The 16,587-nt window shown below is 68.3% G+C and carries 12 protein-coding genes; 8 read left to right on the top strand and 4 right to left on the bottom strand.

From position 1 onward, the window contains the following. Complete coding sequence (locus tag IEV67_RS08730) at positions 1 to 1,254, top strand: hypothetical protein (RefSeq protein WP_188436178.1); 1,254 nt, start codon at positions 1 to 3, stop codon at positions 1,252 to 1,254. A 1-nt stretch (position 1,255) separates the two neighbouring features. Here IEV67_RS08730 and IEV67_RS08725 read toward each other — a convergent pair whose 3' ends face one another. Beyond that, entirely contained in the window at positions 1,256 to 2,578 is a 1,323-nt protein-coding gene (locus tag IEV67_RS08725; protein ID WP_188436177.1) for a THUMP-like domain-containing protein, read from the bottom strand. Positions 2,579 to 2,715: 137 nt separating this feature from the next. Here IEV67_RS08725 and groES point away from each other — a divergent pair, with 137 nt between their 5' ends. The 5 genes from groES (at position 2,716) to IEV67_RS08700 (ending at position 8,341) form a co-directional block, all read left to right on the top strand. Next, positions 2,716 to 3,012, top strand: a complete 297-nt coding sequence (gene groES / locus IEV67_RS08720; protein WP_033104978.1) for a co-chaperone GroES — start codon at positions 2,716 to 2,718, stop codon at positions 3,010 to 3,012. Positions 3,013 to 3,215: 203 nt separating this feature from the next. Continuing rightward, on the top strand, positions 3,216 to 4,412 hold the full coding sequence (locus IEV67_RS18965) for a hypothetical protein (protein ID WP_229702926.1): 1,197 nt from the start codon (positions 3,216 to 3,218) through the stop codon (positions 4,410 to 4,412). 81 nt (positions 4,413 to 4,493) lie between these two features. Then, positions 4,494 to 4,736, top strand: coding sequence for a hypothetical protein (locus IEV67_RS08710; protein WP_188436176.1), 243 nt, complete (start codon positions 4,494 to 4,496; stop codon positions 4,734 to 4,736). A 78-nt stretch (positions 4,737 to 4,814) separates the two neighbouring features. Beyond that, the gene (locus tag IEV67_RS08705) at positions 4,815 to 6,710 is read left to right on the top strand and encodes a dynamin family protein (protein ID WP_188436350.1); all 1,896 of its coding nucleotides are present in this window, start codon (positions 4,815 to 4,817) and stop codon (positions 6,708 to 6,710) included. Next, complete coding sequence (locus IEV67_RS08700; protein ID WP_188436175.1) at positions 6,707 to 8,341, top strand: dynamin family protein; 1,635 nt, start codon at positions 6,707 to 6,709, stop codon at positions 8,339 to 8,341. Before IEV67_RS08705 ends, IEV67_RS08700 begins: the two co-directional genes overlap by 4 nt. Positions 8,342 to 8,762: 421 nt before the next feature. On the opposite strand, the gene IEV67_RS08695 is transcribed toward IEV67_RS08700, so the two are convergent. The 3 genes from IEV67_RS08695 to IEV67_RS19080 all read right to left on the bottom strand — a co-directional run bounded on the left by IEV67_RS08695 (position 8,763) and on the right by IEV67_RS19080 (position 13,976). Next, positions 8,763 to 9,515: an IniB N-terminal domain-containing protein gene (locus tag IEV67_RS08695; RefSeq protein WP_188436174.1), complete on the bottom strand. Its 753-nt coding sequence runs from the start codon at positions 9,513 to 9,515 to the stop codon at positions 8,763 to 8,765. Between the two features lie 131 nt (positions 9,516 to 9,646). Beyond that, entirely contained in the window at positions 9,647 to 12,025 is a 2,379-nt protein-coding gene (locus IEV67_RS08690; RefSeq protein WP_188436173.1) for a LuxR C-terminal-related transcriptional regulator, read from the bottom strand. Between the two features lie 13 nt (positions 12,026 to 12,038). After that, on the bottom strand, positions 12,039 to 13,976 hold the full coding sequence (locus tag IEV67_RS19080) for an Hsp70 family protein (protein WP_188436172.1): 1,938 nt from the start codon (positions 13,974 to 13,976) through the stop codon (positions 12,039 to 12,041). Positions 13,977 to 14,080: 104 nt separating this feature from the next. On the opposite strand from IEV67_RS19080, the gene rarD reads away from it, so the two are divergent. Both rarD and IEV67_RS08675 read left to right on the top strand, forming a co-directional pair. Further along, entirely contained in the window at positions 14,081 to 15,013 is a 933-nt protein-coding gene (rarD, locus tag IEV67_RS08680; protein ID WP_188436171.1) for an EamA family transporter RarD, read from the top strand. A 155-nt stretch (positions 15,014 to 15,168) separates the two neighbouring features. Further along, positions 15,169 to 16,422 (top strand): ABC transporter substrate-binding protein, encoded by a 1,254-nt coding sequence (locus tag IEV67_RS08675; RefSeq protein ID WP_188436170.1) that lies wholly within the window; start codon positions 15,169 to 15,171, stop codon positions 16,420 to 16,422. The last annotated feature ends 165 nt before the right edge of the window (positions 16,423 to 16,587 follow it).

Here is a 16,587-nt window from a genome sequence, read left to right as displayed (position 1 = left end):
ATGGTGTCCGCTGAGGAGTCCGCAGAGCTGCGGATGCTGCAGGCCAAGGCGTACGGGCCCGACGGCGGTCTTTCTGTTGAGGAGCTCGAGCGCCTCCAGGAGCTGGAATCGAGCGGGGGAAGGCTTCGACTCGCTGCGCTCGCTCAACCCGTTTCGTCACTTCGACTCGCTGCGCTCGCTCAGCACACCGCTCCGGTCGGTCCGCGCCCGTCGCTCAACGACCCGCAAGAGGTCGTCGCCCCGCAGGAAGCCGCCTCCCCGCAGGGTGCTGACCGCTCGCAGGAACCGGGGCGGGTCGTTGAGCGAGCCGAAGGCGAGACGAAACGCGCTGAGCGAGCGTCAGCGAGTCGAAGCGGTTCATCCGCAGAACCGCATGCTCCACTGCGGCCGTGGCGCCGGCATCCGATCGGCTTTGCACTGGGCGCTGTCGCGGCCGCACTCGTCCTCGGCCTCGGCATCGGGTGGGCCGTCTGGGGCTGGGATGCCGACGCCTATGCGCTCGCTTCGGCCCACGCTGAGCAGCGCGCGGAGATCGAAGCGACTGACGACTTCGACCCGGGAACGGTCGCACCGGTGGCAGAGCAGTACGGCGTCGTCGTCTGGCAGGCGGAGCGTTCGGACGGCGACGAAGTGTGCGTGATCGTCACTGGACCTGACGAGATGATCCAGAACGGCTGCATACCGTCTGAGCAGCTGAAGGACTCGGTCTGGCCCAACGCGACCGCGACGGTGCCGGAGGGGGAGGAGAAAGCCGGACAGCAGCTCGTCGCCGGACTCATCCCGACGATGACAGGCGAGCTGGTGCCGTTCATCCAGGTGTGGGACCAGGACGCGTCCGGCTGGGAGTCGCAGTACAGCGATGCCGAACTCGCTCAGCTGCACGAACTCGAAGCCTCAGGCTATGAGGGCAGCACGCTCGGAATCCTCGGATACGACGGCGACACCGTGGTGTGGAGCAACTGGGTGAACGGGGGATTCTGCGTCATCGCCGCAGTCGACGGCGGACCCATCGAAGCATGTGCCGAAGATGCCGAGTCCGACATCACGCTCATGGTGATCGTGGACGGTGTGCCGACGGAGTACCTGGTGCAGCAGTCCGAGATGCGCGGCCCTGTGCTCACGATCATCCGCCACTCGGAGGCCGCGATCGGCGAGCTCGATCCCGAGACGGGCGACCCGATTGAGTTCACGTTCGACGATCCGATGTTCGACGACCTCGTGAGCGACGGCGAGACCGGCGAGACCGGCGGCTGAATCACACCCGATCGGCGAGGATCGCCATCCGCCGGTCTCCGACCCGCGTGAGGACCAGCGTCGCGGTCTGCGAGCCCTTCAGGTTCAACTTCTTCCGGAATGCGGCGGGATCGATGTCCATGCCGCGCTTCTTGATCTCGACCGTGCCGATGTCGTTGGCCCTGAGAACCGCGTTGATCGCCTTGGGGTTCGCGGCCATCACCTCGCGCACCCTGAACGACTGCACGAACGGCGAAGTGAGCGCAGCGTCGCCGGTCAGATAGGCGATCTTCGCGTCCAGCATCCCGGCGTCGAGGCTGCGCGCGACGTCGCCGATCAGACGCGCGCGGATGACGGCACCATCCGGCTCGTGCAGGAAGGCGCCGAGCTCGCGTACTTCGGCGTCCTCGGCATCCGCTCCGGCCGTGAGCTCGTGCGACTCGTCACCGCGGATCACGAGCGCCGCACGCCGTACGCCCTCGCGCGCGAGCGCGCCAGACCACAGCACGAGCTCGACAACGCTGCCGTCGGCACTGACCCACTGCGCTTCGACATCCGCGGGGAGGCTGTCGCGATCGTGACCGGGGCCGAGTTTGATGCCCGTGGGGATCCGCGCGGCGAGGGCGAACGCCCAATCGAGCGAGGGCGAGTAGTCGGATGCTGTGACCCGCCGCGTCTCGCTATGGCCGGTGGTGCGGCGTGCGGGGTCGAGCCAGACCGCCGTGCGCGTATCTCGGAGAAGTGCAGCTTCTTCGGAGGAATCTGCCGGATTCGTCCGAAGATCGTGCAGTTCTCCGAAGTCGGCGCTCACGAACTCCTCGGCGGTGCCGTGTTGGACGGTCACGGACGCTTCGACTCCCTGCGGTCGCTCAGCGCGTTTCGTCTCGCTCCGCTCGCTCAACGACCCGCGGGTGCCGAAGGGGGCGAGGTTGTAGGCGGCGATCGCCGCGGTGACCTCATCGGCATCCACGGCCACGACGCCGAGGCCGGCACCGGCGAAGGCGAGCGAGTCGCCGCCGATGCCGCAGCCCAGATCTGCCACTCGTGAAATGCCCGCGCGGCGCATGCGCCCAGCGTGCCGTGCCGCCACACCCAGGCGCGTCGCCTGCTCGAGGCCGGCTCTGGTGAAAAGCATCCGCTCGGCGAAGCCGCCGAACTTCGGTTCCGCCTTCGTGCGCAGGTGCGCCTGACCGACGACGGCGGACACGAGATCGGGGGAGTGTCCTGCCGCACGCAGCTTCGAGACGGCACCGGCGACCTCTGCTGCGGAGGCGATCGGGCCGACCTCGTCGAGCAGCCGAAGGCCCTCGGGGGTGAGCAGCGCGGTGAGCTCGGACATCTCCATGACTTCAGACTACGCATCCGAAACTGGCACTCGCATTGCATGAGTGCCAGCCGACGCCCTACACTTGTGATTAGCACTCTCGGGTTGAGAGTGCGAACAAGTCTTTCGTGTCAGCGTCAAGAAAGAAGAGGTAGACCGTGTCGGTTTCCATCAAGCCGCTCGAGGACCGCATCGTCATCCAGCAGGTCGAGGCAGAGCAGACCACCGCTAGTGGACTGGTCATCCCCGACACCGCCAAGGAGAAGCCCCAGGAGGGCGAGGTCGTGGCTGTCGGCCCCGGCCGCATCGACGACAACGGCAACCGCGTTCCGCTCGACGTCTCCGTCGGCGACCGCGTCCTGTACAGCAAGTACGGCGGAACCGAGATCAAGTTCGGCGCCGACGAGTACCTGGTGCTCTCGGCTCGCGACGTCCTCGCCGTCGTCGTTCGCTGAGCAACTCGACAACAGCGTAGAAAGGCTCGGATGCTACGGCATCCGGGCCTTTTCGCGTCCCCCTACCGTCCCCCGACAGGCCCCCCAGCATCCCCGACCGATCCCCGCACAACCTCGGGGTCCTCCCCGATGCCGGCCGGGTGCGTGAGTTCCAGACTCATAACACGCGCCACTCGGCACTCTGACGATAAAGGGGACACATCATGGCTGTGCAGGACAACGACAACTTGCTCGGTGCTCAGTGGAATCTGGGCGTCGAGGACGTCGGCAACGGCAACACCGACAACTCCGACAACTCGACGACGGACAACTCCGACAACTCGACGACGGACAACTCGGACAACAGCGACAACTCGGACAACAGCGACAACTCCGACAACTCGGCGGACGACAACTCCGACAACTCGGACAACTCGACCGACAACTCCGACAACTCGGACAATTCCGACAACTCGGACAACTCCGACAACAGCGACAACTCGGACAATTCGGACAACTCCGACAACAGCGACGACTCCGACAACTCGATCAACGACTCGTTCCAGGTCAACGACTCGTTCCAGGACAACTCGTGGACCGACAACTCGGATCACTCCGACAACTCGGACAATTCTGACAACTCGATCAACGACTCGTTCCAGAACAACTCGGTGCACGACTCGGGCAACACGACTCTGAACGACCACTCGATCAGCGTCGGGACCCGCCAGTTCAACGCCGGGTTCAACGACCTGAACCTCAGCGGAGCAGCCGGCATGGCCGGAGCGACCGGCGGCAATCTCACGATCGACGCACGGGCGACTCTGAACGACCAGTCGGTGAACCAGAACATCTCCACTGCAGCCAGCGGTGCGGGTGCAGCGGGTTCTGCGGGCCTGGCCGGTCTGGGCTACGGAGGCGGCGTCCCATCGGGCGGCGACACCACTGGCGGCGACGTCAACCAGGTCTTCGCGAACAGCAGCGTCACGGCATCCGGTGATGGATCCGTCGCGGCTGGAGGCGATGGTGCGATCCACAACATCAGCACCAACATCACGGTGGGCGATGTGGCGATCGGCAACGAGACCTACACCGATTCGTTCAACGAGGACTTCTCCGACAACTGGTCGATCAACGACTCGTTCCAGGACAACTCGATGACCGACAACTCGGACAACTCGGTGACGGACAACTCCGACAACTCGGACAACTCCGACAACTCGATGACCGATTTCTCGGACAACTGGTCCGTGAACGACTCGTTCCAGGACAACTCGATGACCGACAACTCCGACACGTGGTCGGTCAACGACTCGTTCCAGGACAGCTCGGTGACCGACGAGTCGCTGAACGTCGACGTCGCAGTCGACGACATCAACGTCGGCAGTCCCACCGGGGACATGAACGACGTCGCCTTCTGAGGCACAGGCTCTGCCCGGTTGCCTCTGGAAGGTGGCCGGGCAGAGCACTACACTGCGAAGCATCCGATCCGAAGGTCTGACATGTCCGACGAAGCGAGCGGCGAACCGGCAGAGCTGCCGGCCGGCCACGACGCCTTCGACGGGATCCTCTGGCCGGATGCCGCGGTGGATGCCGACCCGACAGGGGCGAACATCTTCACCGCGGAGATAGAGAATGTGAACTCCTCCGACTGGGAGGTGGATCCCGACGTCATCTGGGGAGATGACCCGGGCGCCGCCGCCGACGTCGACGGAGGGACGCTGGGACCGGACTTCCTGGTCTGATCCCGAACAACTGGGGAGAGCAGGGGTGGTGCACCACCCCGGCAGCTCTGGACGACACATGGGGGTCACGTGCCGGATATGCGAACCGCGGGGGAGTCGGTCGCACACGCCGTCCGGGAGGTCGGCGCGCTCGCCGCGTCCACCGGACGGACGGACCTCTCCGAACGTCTCGAGCAGACCCGGCAACGCCTGCTGGATCCCGGGGTCCGCGTCATCGTGGTCGGGGAATTCAAGCAGGGCAAGAGCAAGCTCATCAATGCGCTCGTGAACGCGCCCGCATGCCCTGTCGACGACGACGTCGCCACGAGCGTGCCGACCGTCGTCGGGTATGCGGCTGAGCCGTCCGCCTGGATCCTCGAACGGGCGAAGGATGCCGCATCCGACCCGCGACGACCGGCGACGGTGAGACGCGAGATTCCCCTGGAGGACCTCGCCGAATACGTCTCGGAGCGTGGGAACCGCGGCAACGAGCGCGGCATCGTTTCGGCGGAGGTGCTGCTGCCGCGCGAGATCCTCAAGGGCGGGCTGCAGCTGGTCGACTCTCCAGGCGTCGGCGGCTTCGAATCGACCAACGCGCTCACGACGCTGGCAGCGCTGTCGTCCGCTCACGCCGTGCTCATGGTCTCGGACGCCTCACAGGAGTACACCGAGCCCGAAGTGCAGTTTCTGCGGCACGCCATGCGCATGTCGCCCAACGTCGCCGCCGTGCTCGCCAAGACCGACCTCTACCCGCAGTGGCGCGAGGTCGCGGACATCGACCGCGGACATCTCCTCACGACCGGCGATGTGCCGATCTTCGCCGTCTCCAGCGATCTCAGGCTGCTCGCCGCCGAACTGCAGGACCGCAGCCTGAACGACGAATCCGGTTTCCCGGCGCTTGTCGCGCATCTGCGCCGCGAGGTGCTCGGCCGCGCCGAGGCGATCCACGAGCGCGGCGCGGTGCACGACCTTCTCTCGGTCATCGACCAGCTCACGATGTCGATGCGCACCGAGCTGAACGCTCTGCAGAACCCCGAGGACACCCCTCGCATGATCGCCGAGCTCGAGGCGGCCAAGGCGAGCGCCGACGAGTTCCGCGGGCGCTCGGCGCGCTGGCAGGTGACGCTCACCGACGGCATCGCCGACCTCGTCGCCGACATGGAGCACGACGTGCGCGATCGCCTTCGCCGGGTGATGCGCGAAGCGGAGAAGTCCATCGACGAGGGGGACCCAGGTCCGATCTGGGACCAGATCACCGAGTGGCTCGATCAGCGGGTCGCCGCAGCCGTCGCCGAGACGTTCGTGTGGACCGACGAGCGCTCCAGATGGCTGTCCGAGGAGGTGGCCGACCTGTTCAGCAAGGGGGAGACCGCTCTTCCCCCGATCGACGTGAGCGACACCCACGGCGTACTCGACTCCGTGGAGGAGATCACCGGTCTCGAATCCGGCCAGCTCAGTGCCGGCGAGAAGATCTACATCGGCGTTCGCGGATCGTACGGCGGCGTGCTCATGGTGGGGCTCGCCACCGGCCTCATCGGGCTGTCTCTCATCAACCCGCTCTCGCTGCTCGCCGGAGTGCTCGTCGGCCGGCGCGCGTTCCGCGAGGACATGAGCGCCCGGCTGTCCCGCCGCCAGCAGGAGGCGAAGCTCATCGTGCGTCGACACATCGACGAGGTGACTTTCCAGGTGGGCAAGCAGCTCAAGGATCGGCTCCGCCTCGTGCAGCGCACCGCCCGTGACCACTTCGGGTCGATGGCCGAGGAGCTGCATCGCTCCCTGTCCGAGGCGCTCACGACCGCGAAGCAGGCCGCCACCTCGTTCACCGCGACCCGAGATGCACGGATCGGGGCGCTGCAGAACCGGATCGCGAAGCTCGACGAACTGCGCGGTGCGATCCCCGCCCTCGAGCCGCTCGCCGCCCAGAGCATCTCGGCGACGGAACGCGCGCCGGTCGCCGCGTTGTCGCCCCTCGATCGGGGAGGGGCGCTGGCATGACGGCATCCATCACCGACATCGCCGAGGACATCCTCGCCGCCGCACACGACGTCTATGCCGACGATCCGGCCGTGCTGGAGATCATCGGCCAACTCGACACGCGCCTGCACGAACCGCTGCGGCTGGCGCTGGCGGGGATGGTGAAGGCCGGGAAGTCCACCCTGCTGAACGCGATGCTCGGCGAGCGGATCGCGCCGACCGACACCGGCGAGTGCACCAGGGTGGTGACCTGGTACCGCTTCTCGCCGACCCCGACGATCACCCTGCACCCGCGCAGGGGCGAGCCGCGGCGCATGCCGATCCGGCGCGAGCACGGCTTGCTCGTGATCGACCTCGGCGGTCTGCCCGCCGAGGAGGTCGAATGGATCGACGTCGGCTGGCCGCTGCAGGCGCTGAAGTCGGTGATCCTGATCGACACGCCGGGTATCGCCTCGCTCTCCGAGGACACCTCGTCGCGGACAGTGCGGTTCCTCACACCGGAGGACGCGCCATCCGCCGCGGACGCCGTCGTGTATCTGCTGCGCCATCTTCACGGTTCGGACGTGAAGTTCCTCGAGGCGTTCCACGACAATGCCGCCGGCGCCGCGCAGACCGTGTGCGCGGTCGGCGTGCTCTCGAGGTCGGATGAGGTGGGCTCCGGTCGCATCGACTCGCTGCTCTCCGCCCGTCGGGTCGCGTACCGCTATCAGCGCGACCCGGAACTCTCATCGCTCACCCTCGGTGTGATCCCGGTCGCCGGGCTCCTCGCCGAGGGGGCACGGACCCTGCGCGAGAGCGAGTACATCGCGCTCCGCGAACTCGCGGGCCTCGACCGCGACGTCCGAGAGCGGCTGCTCGTCTCAGCCGATCGGTTCCTGCGCGAGACCGATGCCACCGGACTCAGCGTGATCGTGCGCCACGACCTGCTCGCCCGCTTCGGCATCTTCGGCGTGCGGATGGCGACGGCCATCATCCGCGCCGGCGCCGCCAGCTCGTCGGAGCTGTCGGCCGAGCTCGTGCAGCAGAGCGGGCTGCTGGAGATCCAGGAGTTCGTCGCCGCGGAGTTCCAGCCGCGTGCCGCGACCCTGAAGGCACGGGGGATCGTCCTCCAGCTCGACCGTCTCGTCCGCGAGCACCCTTGCCCTGGGACGGAGGCGATCCGTGCCGGGGTCGAGCGCTTCATGCTCGCAGCGCACACGCTGCGCGAGCTCGCTCTGCTCGCGGATGCGCGATCGAAGGGATTGCCGCTGGAGGGCGACGACGCCGTGGAGGCGGCACGGATCGTCGGCGCCGAGGGCGCAGCCGCTCATGCACGACTGGGCCTGCCGCTGCACGCCGACTCCGCTGCGCTCGGCGCCGCCGCAGTCGGGAGGATCGGATACTGGCGTCGGCTGAGCGAGTCGCCGCTCACCGGTCGTGCCGCGCTCGAAGCCTGCCGTGTGGTGATCCGCAGCCTCGAGCAGATCGCCTCAGAGATCGGCGCTGCCGGAACCCTGGGACAGACCCCTGCGCACGTCGACACGGCGGGCGGACCAGCGGATGGCGCGTGGCAGGATGCTGCACAGCAGCGCCAGCACGACGAGCCCCGTCTGCGCCGCGATCGTCGCCTGGAACTGCGCCCCATGGTCGCCGAGGGCGACCCACTCGGGTGAAAGCGTCACGACGACGGCGAGCAGCATGAGGGTCCCGAGCTGCCACCAGCGCACGTTCGGCCGCCTGCTCGTGAACGACACGAGCAGTGTGATCTGCGTGAGCAGGATGCCGACGAGCGTGCCGAACACGATCCAGAACAGGATGTCGGCGGCCGAGGTGTAGGTGGCATCGCTGCGGTCGTCGGCGACGGTGCGCGCGACCTTCTCGATGAGCGGCAGCAGCTCTTCGCGGAGGACGAAGAGGTAGACAGCGGCGAAGGCGCCGACCGCGAAGCTGACGATCCAGAAGAACTGGCTGAGGCGTACCTCGAAGGGCGGGGTGAGCTTCACCATCACCGGCGCGGCGTTGTCGCTGGACGTCGGCGGCCGGTGCGGTGCGGCACGGGTGTGCTCGGGCTCGTGCTCGGTCACGGCGCTGATGTCATTCCTCCTCGATCGGCTCATCCACGACCGCCTGGTCGGCGACAGCGGCGCTGGCGGCATCCGAATCGTACGAGTCGTCGCTCGCCGCCATATCGGAGTCGAGCACATCGGCGGGTTCGGCGACGTCGACCGGGGCTGCCGGTTCCGGTGCGGCGACGTCGGACGGGGCCGCAGGTGCCGGCGTGGTGGCGTCGGGTACGGGCGTGGCGGCGTCGGGTACCGGCGTGGCGACGTCGACGTCGGCACCGTTGAAGCTGCCGTCGTAGGTGTCGTTGCCGACCGTCACGTCTCCGACGGTGACATCCAGGTCGGAGTTGTCGAGGGACCCGTCATCGCCGGCGGCGACCGACCCGTCGCCGGAGGCGATGATGGCCTCCTGGTCGAAGATCTGCGTCACGTCGCCTCCGGCCCAGATGTTCTGGTTCACCGAGTTGTCGACCATGGTCGAGCGCGCATCGATCGTGGTGGTGAACTGCTGCACGATGCGGAGGATCTCGTTCGTCACCTCGGTGGGGGTGTTCGGCGACGGCGGCGGAGTCGGATCCGGCTGAGTGCGGGCCACGACATCCGGCCGGTCGACGATGACCGGTCTGACGGCGGCGACATCTGCCATGCAGGCGCTGCGCAGGTTGTTGCCCTCCAGCGCGGCATCCGGGTCGGCGGCGAAGTCGGCGGCCGCATCCGGATCATGCAGCAGGCTCAGGATGAAAGCGATCAGCGCATCGGCGATCGTCTCGACCGGTGTAGTCATGAACAAGTCCCCCTCTTGGCCGTATCTCGAAGCTCAGCACGCCTCTTCGTCCACCCGCTCCTGCGGGAGTCCGCAGATCCCCAGATCCTGCTTCGGAGCGTATCCACGTCGGCACGAGTGGGCATCGGGGATCACTCCGATGTCCGTAGGGGGAGGGACGGGGATTCGTCGCCGATCAACTGCCGCAGCCGTGCGATGACCTCGGAGCGCGACGTGGCACCCAGCCGGGTGCGGATGTGCGCGATGTGATGTTCGGCGGTGCGGGGCGAGATGAAGATCGTCTCGCCGATCTCCGCGTAGGTCTTGCCCTGTAGTACGAGGCGGGCGACTTCGATCTCGCGATCGCTCAGGATCTCCTCCGGTGTCGTGCGCTCCCCGTCGCCGACGGGGTCGGCGTCGACGCTCCGACGCGCGATGTCGGTGGGGTGCAGGTCTCTGGCGCAGGCCAGCAAACGGGCGGCGACCTTGCGATCGTCCGTGCGGCCGGCCCCGTGACCGGCGAGTCGCGCGCCGTCCCACTTCAGTCCGACCGAGGCGAGCCCTTCGGCTGCGGTCTCCACGGCGGCAGGATCGACGGTTCCGCCGAGGACCGAGGTCCAGACCCGGCCGGCCTTCGCCATGACGGCGGCGACGCGATTGCCGGCGGATACCGCGACGAGCGCTTTCGCGTGCGGTGCGACGCGCGCGGGGCTTCCCAGCAGGATGCCCTGCTGGATGCCTGCCCAGCGCAGATGTGCGATCCACAGCGGAGGATCGCCGAGGCCGGCAGTGATCTCCAGTGCACGCGTGATGTGCGGATCTATCCGCTCGGCGTCACCGGCGCGTGTGGCGGAGCTGATCAGTTCGGCGAGCGGGTGCAGCAGGAAGAGATCGATGTCGGTGCGCAGCAGCGTCCCGCGTGCGTGACGCCATGCCTCCTCGATGCCTGCGGCGTCTTCGTAGCGCCGTGCGATCGCGACGCGCACGGCCCTGGCGAGCAGCGTGTCGCGTGCAGACATCGCCGGCTCGATCTCCTGCGCGCGCGCGAGGTCTTCGAACGCCTCTGCCGGACGTGCGCGCTGCACCGACACCCACGCGCGCCACAGCAGCAGCCTCGGGCGCGCCCATGCGCCGCCGTGTCCATCGCGGATCGCGTCGTCGATGACGGTGTGCGCCGTCACCAGAGCGCCCAGATTCAGGGCGACGATCGTCGCGACGACGGCCGGCAGCTCGGGGACGGCGCGGGTCGCACGCGAGCCGGTGTACATCTCGGCGGCGCGGACGAGATCGGCGAGGACGGCCTCCGAGCAGTCGCCGCTGACCGAGGCGGCGAGGCCCCGGCGCAGCAGATCCATCGCCACGCTCAACGTCGAGGGAGCGGCGGATGCCACGGTCGGCGCCGCCGTCCCCATGGTTGCCGCGTCGGCGAGGGAGGTCGATCCGGTGCCGATGGCCGCGATCATCGCGAGGGTGGCGGAATCCGCGTCGCCCGGCGGAAGGGCGCGATAGACGGCATCCGCCTGCGCCATCATGCCGCGCGCCGCCCATCCTCCTGCCGAGATATCGGCGAGCTGCTCCCGGTCGTGCGCGTCGGTGGCCGCATCGTCCACGATGGCCATCGCGGTGTCGAGATCTCCGTCCGCCCAGGCGTCTCGCGCGCGCCGGACGGCGTCCGTCTTCTCATCGTCCGGCTGCGCCGGCATGGCGGTGCGCACGGCCGCGAGCACGAGCGGAACCGGCATCCCCGAGCGCAGCAGCAGTCCTTCGGCGTGAGCACGCTGGATCGCATCGTCGAGAAGTCCTGACGCCCGACCCTTCGCGGATGCCGTGCACAGTCGCTCGACGGCAAGGCGGAGTTCCGGCTCGACCGTCTCGAGCCGGTGGGCGACCTGCTCGCCGAGCGCTCCGTGCAGCGCGGAGTGGGCGTCGTCGTCGGTGCAGTCGCGATCGTCGTGCAGCGCGAGTGCCTCTGACACCAGCCAGGTGACGCCGCCGGTGGCCTGGAGGATGTGCTGCAGGCAGGTGTCGCGGATGGGCTGCCCCGAGGCCTCGAGATGCTGCAGCACATCGGAGCGTGCGACGTGGCCGAGGACGACCGCGGGGAAGGTCCGTTCCAGCAACCGCTGCATCGAACGCATCCGCTCTGACGCAGGCCACGGCCGGTGCGCGACGATCAGCGCGGAATGCGGGTCGGCTGCGCGGTCGACGATGACGTCGAGTTGCTCGTCGTCGAGCAGCTGGGCGTCGTCGACGATGAGCACCGCGTCCGGCGGCATCCGCGGGGGGATGGCGGGGTCCGCTCTCATGCCGGCGTGCAGCAGGTGGACGTCTCTGCCCTCCTCGAGCAGCACGTCGCGCAGTCGTCGCAGCGACGCGGATTTTCCCGAGCCGGCGTTGCCGACCAGCAGTGCGCGCGGTGGAGCGTGCGGCTGATCGATGATCGCGTCGAGCACCGGACGGAGCTGTCGCTCCCAGATGAACGCGTCATCAGGCGCGGCTGCCGGACTCGGACGCATCGGAAGGACAGTCATGATGATCTGCTCGTCAGCTCTCTGTGCTCGGCGCAACGGTCGCGATGGGAGCCGGCGGCTCCTCGGTGGGCGGTGTCGGCGGGGGGTCCGATGGTGCCTGGTCGGACGGCGCGGGGTCTGACGGGGCTGGGTCTGATGGGGCGGGGTCGGGCGCAGGATCCGTGGGTACCGGATCGGGCGCGGGGTCTGACGGCGGGTCCGATGGTGCAGGGTCGGACGGCGTCGGGTCTGGTGCAGGATCGGACGGCACGGGCGCTGGGCCGGTGGTGGGCCGCGGCGACGGGTTCGTTCCCGCGGGCTGCGAGGGCTTCGGGGCGGATGCCGGCGGAGCGGCCGGCGACGAGTTCTCCACCTGAGGCCCCCGCCGCGTACCGCTCTGCGGTGTGGACGCCTTCGGCGTTCGCGGTTGCGACAGCGTGTCGCGGACGGCCTCGCGCGGGCCGGACGAATCCCGATCGGGGTCGGTCTCGACGTCCGAGTCGGCATCGGGCGCGGCAGGCGTGACGAGTTCGACGGCCTGCGATGCTGTGGGGTCGTCGAGCAGGAGCGCGAACGGGTCGGCGACGAGGCTGCCGGCCGCGGCCTCCGTGGTGGTGCGTGATGCTGCGGCATCGTCTGCGGCATCGCGGAAGATCGCCGCCCCCGCTGTCGTGGTGGCCACGCCGGCGGCGACGACCACAGCGGCCAGCGTCACCGCCGCTGGCGTCGCCGAGCGGATCGATGCGCCGGCGAGCACCGCACGCAGTCGCGGTCTGCGGTGCGGCCGCGACGAAGAGCCGGGGGCGGCGAGGTCGATCTCCACGAGGTTCTCCGCAGCCGACGACTCAGCCTCGGCGACGACGAGCCCACGCCGCGCGCGCTCACGGAGCACACCGAGACGGGCGGCGCCGAGCGCGGCAGCGGCATCCGCAGCGGTGACGAGCGGGAGGTCGAAGCGCTCGGAGAGTCGCTGGGCCACCAGCGGGATATGCGCAGAGCCTCCGGTGAGCAGGATGAACTCCAGATCATCCGCTCCCACTCGCGCGGAATCGAGCGCGCGTTCGAGGCCGTCGAGAGTGCGCTCCAGCGCGGGATCCATCATCGCCTCGAGCTCGGAGCGCGTGATGCGCACGGTGGATCCGTTCCCGCTGAGCGTCAGCGGGATCGTGGCGTCCGCATCGAAGGAGAGCGCCTCCTTGGCTGCGACGCTCGCGCGGCGCAATCGCGCGAGCGCTATGCGCGTCGTGGCATCCGGCATACCCCTGGTGTCCGTGCCGGACAGTCGCATGGCGTGATCCACTACGGCGTCGTCGAACGCTGCCCCGCCCAGATCGGCGATGGCGACCGGCTCGCCGAGGATGCCGAACCCGCCTCCGGCATCCTTGCGGAGGACCGTGGCTTCGAAGGACGTGCCGCCGAGGTCGTACACCGCGACGGTGTCGCCGGGCTGCAGCGGATGGTCCTCCGACCCGGCGAGCAGCGCATCGTGGTGGTGCGCCGCCGCCTCGGCAGACGGCATGAGTGTGACGTGCTCGATGCCGGAGTCGCTCAGCGCACCGCGGAGCGACGCGACACGGTGCCCCGTCCAAGAGGACGGATGTCCGATCGCGATCACGGGCGTAGCGCCATGGCGCTGCGTGGAGATGCTCCCGGCCCACGTGACCAGCCGTGCGGTGAGTTCCGCCGCGGTGAATGCTCGACCGGAGGCGATCAGAGGCACCTCGTCGCCGACGCGGGGGAGAAAAGAGCGGATGAGATTCTCGGGACGTTCGAACCCGCGCTGCTCGGCGTCATCGCCGAACAGCAGATCGCCGGAGTCGGTCACGAAAACGAGCGCGGCTGCGCTGCCGCTCCGGTGCCCCAGCACGAAGGAGACAGCCTCGATCTCTCCGCTCGGCGCGAGACCGGCTGTCGCCGCCAGGATGCGGCTCGTCCCCAGATCCAGCGCGAGCACGACTTCGGACTCGCTCATATTTGTTTCGTCAGCCGTATCCCCAACGGCGTCGGACACGCTCACTATAGGTCGTTTGCCGCGCGGGCGGTAGGGGTGTCTGCCGCGGACACTAATGTGAGTCTGTGACACCCCAGCCCTCCGACCGCGCCCAGCAAGGGCTCGGCGTCGCCTACTCGGTAGGCGCGTACCTGATCTGGGGGTTCCTGCCGCTGTACTTCCTGCTGCTCGTGCCCACAGGGCCGTGGGAGGTCGTCGCTGCACGGGTCGTGTTCTCGTTCGTGTTCTGCCTGCTGCTGCTCACGGTCGCTCGGGGATGGCGGCGCATCATGGCGATCATCCGGCAGCCGAAGCTGCTCGCGTGGACGGCGCTCGCCGGAGTGCTGATCTACGTCAACTGGCAGGTCTTCCTGATCGGAACACTCAGCGGCCACGTCGTGGAGACCGCGCTGGGCTACTTCATCAACCCGATCACCACGGTGCTGCTCGGCGTCTTCGTGCTGCGCGAGCGCATCCGCCGTCTGCAATGGGTCGCGATCGGCGTCGCCGTCGTGGCGGTCGTCGTGATCATCGTCGCGTACGGCTCGTTCCCGTGGATCGCGCTGTCGCTGACGGCATCCTTCGGCACCTACGGATTGATCAAGAAGAAGATCGGGCCCGCGGTGGATGCCGTGAGCGGACTCACGCTCGAATCGTTCTGGCTGCTGCCCATCGCCGTCGTGCAGCTGATCATCGTCGCGCAGACCACCGGCATCACCTTCGGCACCGTCAGCACATGGCACACCGTCCTCATGCTGTTCGCCGGCGTCGCCACGGCCGTGCCGCTGCTGCTGTTCGCCTCCGGCGCCCGGCGCATCAACCTCACGGTGATCGGGATGATCCAGTTCATCACCCCGATCATGCAGTTCCTCACCGGAGTGCTGCTGCTTCATGAGCCGATGCCGACCGAGCGCTGGATCGGTTTCATCCTCGTGTGGATCGCGGTCGGGGTGTTCGTCGTCGACCTGCTGCGTGCCGGGCGTCGCGGTCGCCGCGCGCGCGTGGCTCCCGTGCCGTGAGCGCGCGAAGCGGTGTCGTGTGCGAGCGCGCGCTGAGGACCGTGTTCAACGCGAAACAAGATCGTTAGCGCACCGATACCCAGCACGCACGGCCCCGCCATAAGGTGGGATCATCCGGGCATGTATCGCCATGCCCGTCGTCGCAAAGGAGCATTATGAACCGCACGCAGACGCGTACGAAGTGGCTTGCCGGCATCGCGCTGGTCGGCGCATCGGCGCTTGTGATCACGGGCTGCAGCACGCCCGCGCCAGAGGCGACCGAAGACACGGGCGGCGGCGACCGTCCGGCTGAGGTCGATCTGACTCTCCAGTTGGGATCGCTGCTTCCCTCCACTGGCTCGCTGTCCTTCCTCGGAGCGCCGATGGAGGCCGGTGTGCAGCTCGCCGTGTCCGAGATCAACGAGGCGGCCGCCGGCATCACCGTCGAGCTCACCTCCGAAGACGAGGGCGACCTCGACAACAAGGCATACGAGACCTCGATCACCAACCTGCAGAGCGCCGGCGTCACGGCGATGGTGGGAGCGGCATCCTCGAGCGTGACGAAGCTGATCCTCGACGGCAACGCCGGATCCGGCATCTTCACGGTCTCGCCGTCGAACACGTCGGCCGACTTCACCGGCATCAACCCGCTGTACTTCCGCACGGCTCCGAGCGACAACCTGCAGGGCGAGGTGCTCGGCAACCAGATCGCCGAGGACGGCCACAAGACGCTCGGCATCATCTACCAGAACGACCCGTACGGCACCGGCCTGTTCGAGGCGATCAAGTCGACGTTCGAGGGCACCGGTGGCGAGGTCGTCGCCGAGGCCTCCTACAACCAGGGTGACGGACAGTTCAACGCCCAGGTGCAGACGATCGCGGCCGCGAACCCGGATGCTGTGGCCATCGTGTCGTACGACCAGTTCGCCACGATCGCACCGCTGCTCGGCAACGCAGGCGTCGACACCGGTGCGCTGTACCTCGTCGACGGCAACCTGAAGGACTGGCCGGACCTCGGTGTCAGCCTCGAGGGATCGAAGGGCACGCGCGCAGGCGCAGAGCTGCCGGATGACTTCATCGATCAGCTGAACGAGGTCTGGACCGCCGAGGGCAACGAGCCGATCGACGCCCTGACCTACTCGGCCGAGGCGTACGACGCCACGATCCTCATCGCCCTCGCGGCGCTGCAGGCCGTGTCGGTCGAGGGCGAGGACATCGCCGGCGCCATGCAGGAGGTCTCCGGTGGTTCCGGTGAGGGCGAGAAGTGCACCAGTTTCGCCGACTGCGCCGAGATCATCAACGGCGGAGGAACGGCCGACTACGACGGCTACTCCGGCGAGGTTACGTTCAACGACGACAACGACCCGGCAGGCGCCGCGATCGGCGTCTACGAGTTCGACGCGGACAACGTGCAGACCCGCATCAAGTAACACTGTGTGAGAAGGGGCTTCGGATGCCGGCATCCGAAGCCCCTTCTTCGTGCCCGCGGCGCCCGTGGGGAACCGCCCGTGGGGGAGCCGAGGCCGGGCTGGGGGAGGTGTCGCTTGGTGTCGTGTGGGGCGAGGTGAGGCGGCCGTTTGCGACACCTGCTCGCG

The organism is Microbacterium murale (assembly GCF_014635185.1).
In the GTDB taxonomy this organism is placed as follows: domain Bacteria; phylum Actinomycetota; class Actinomycetes; order Actinomycetales; family Microbacteriaceae; genus Microbacterium; species Microbacterium murale.
This window is presented reverse-complemented; position numbering and strand designations above follow the sequence as displayed.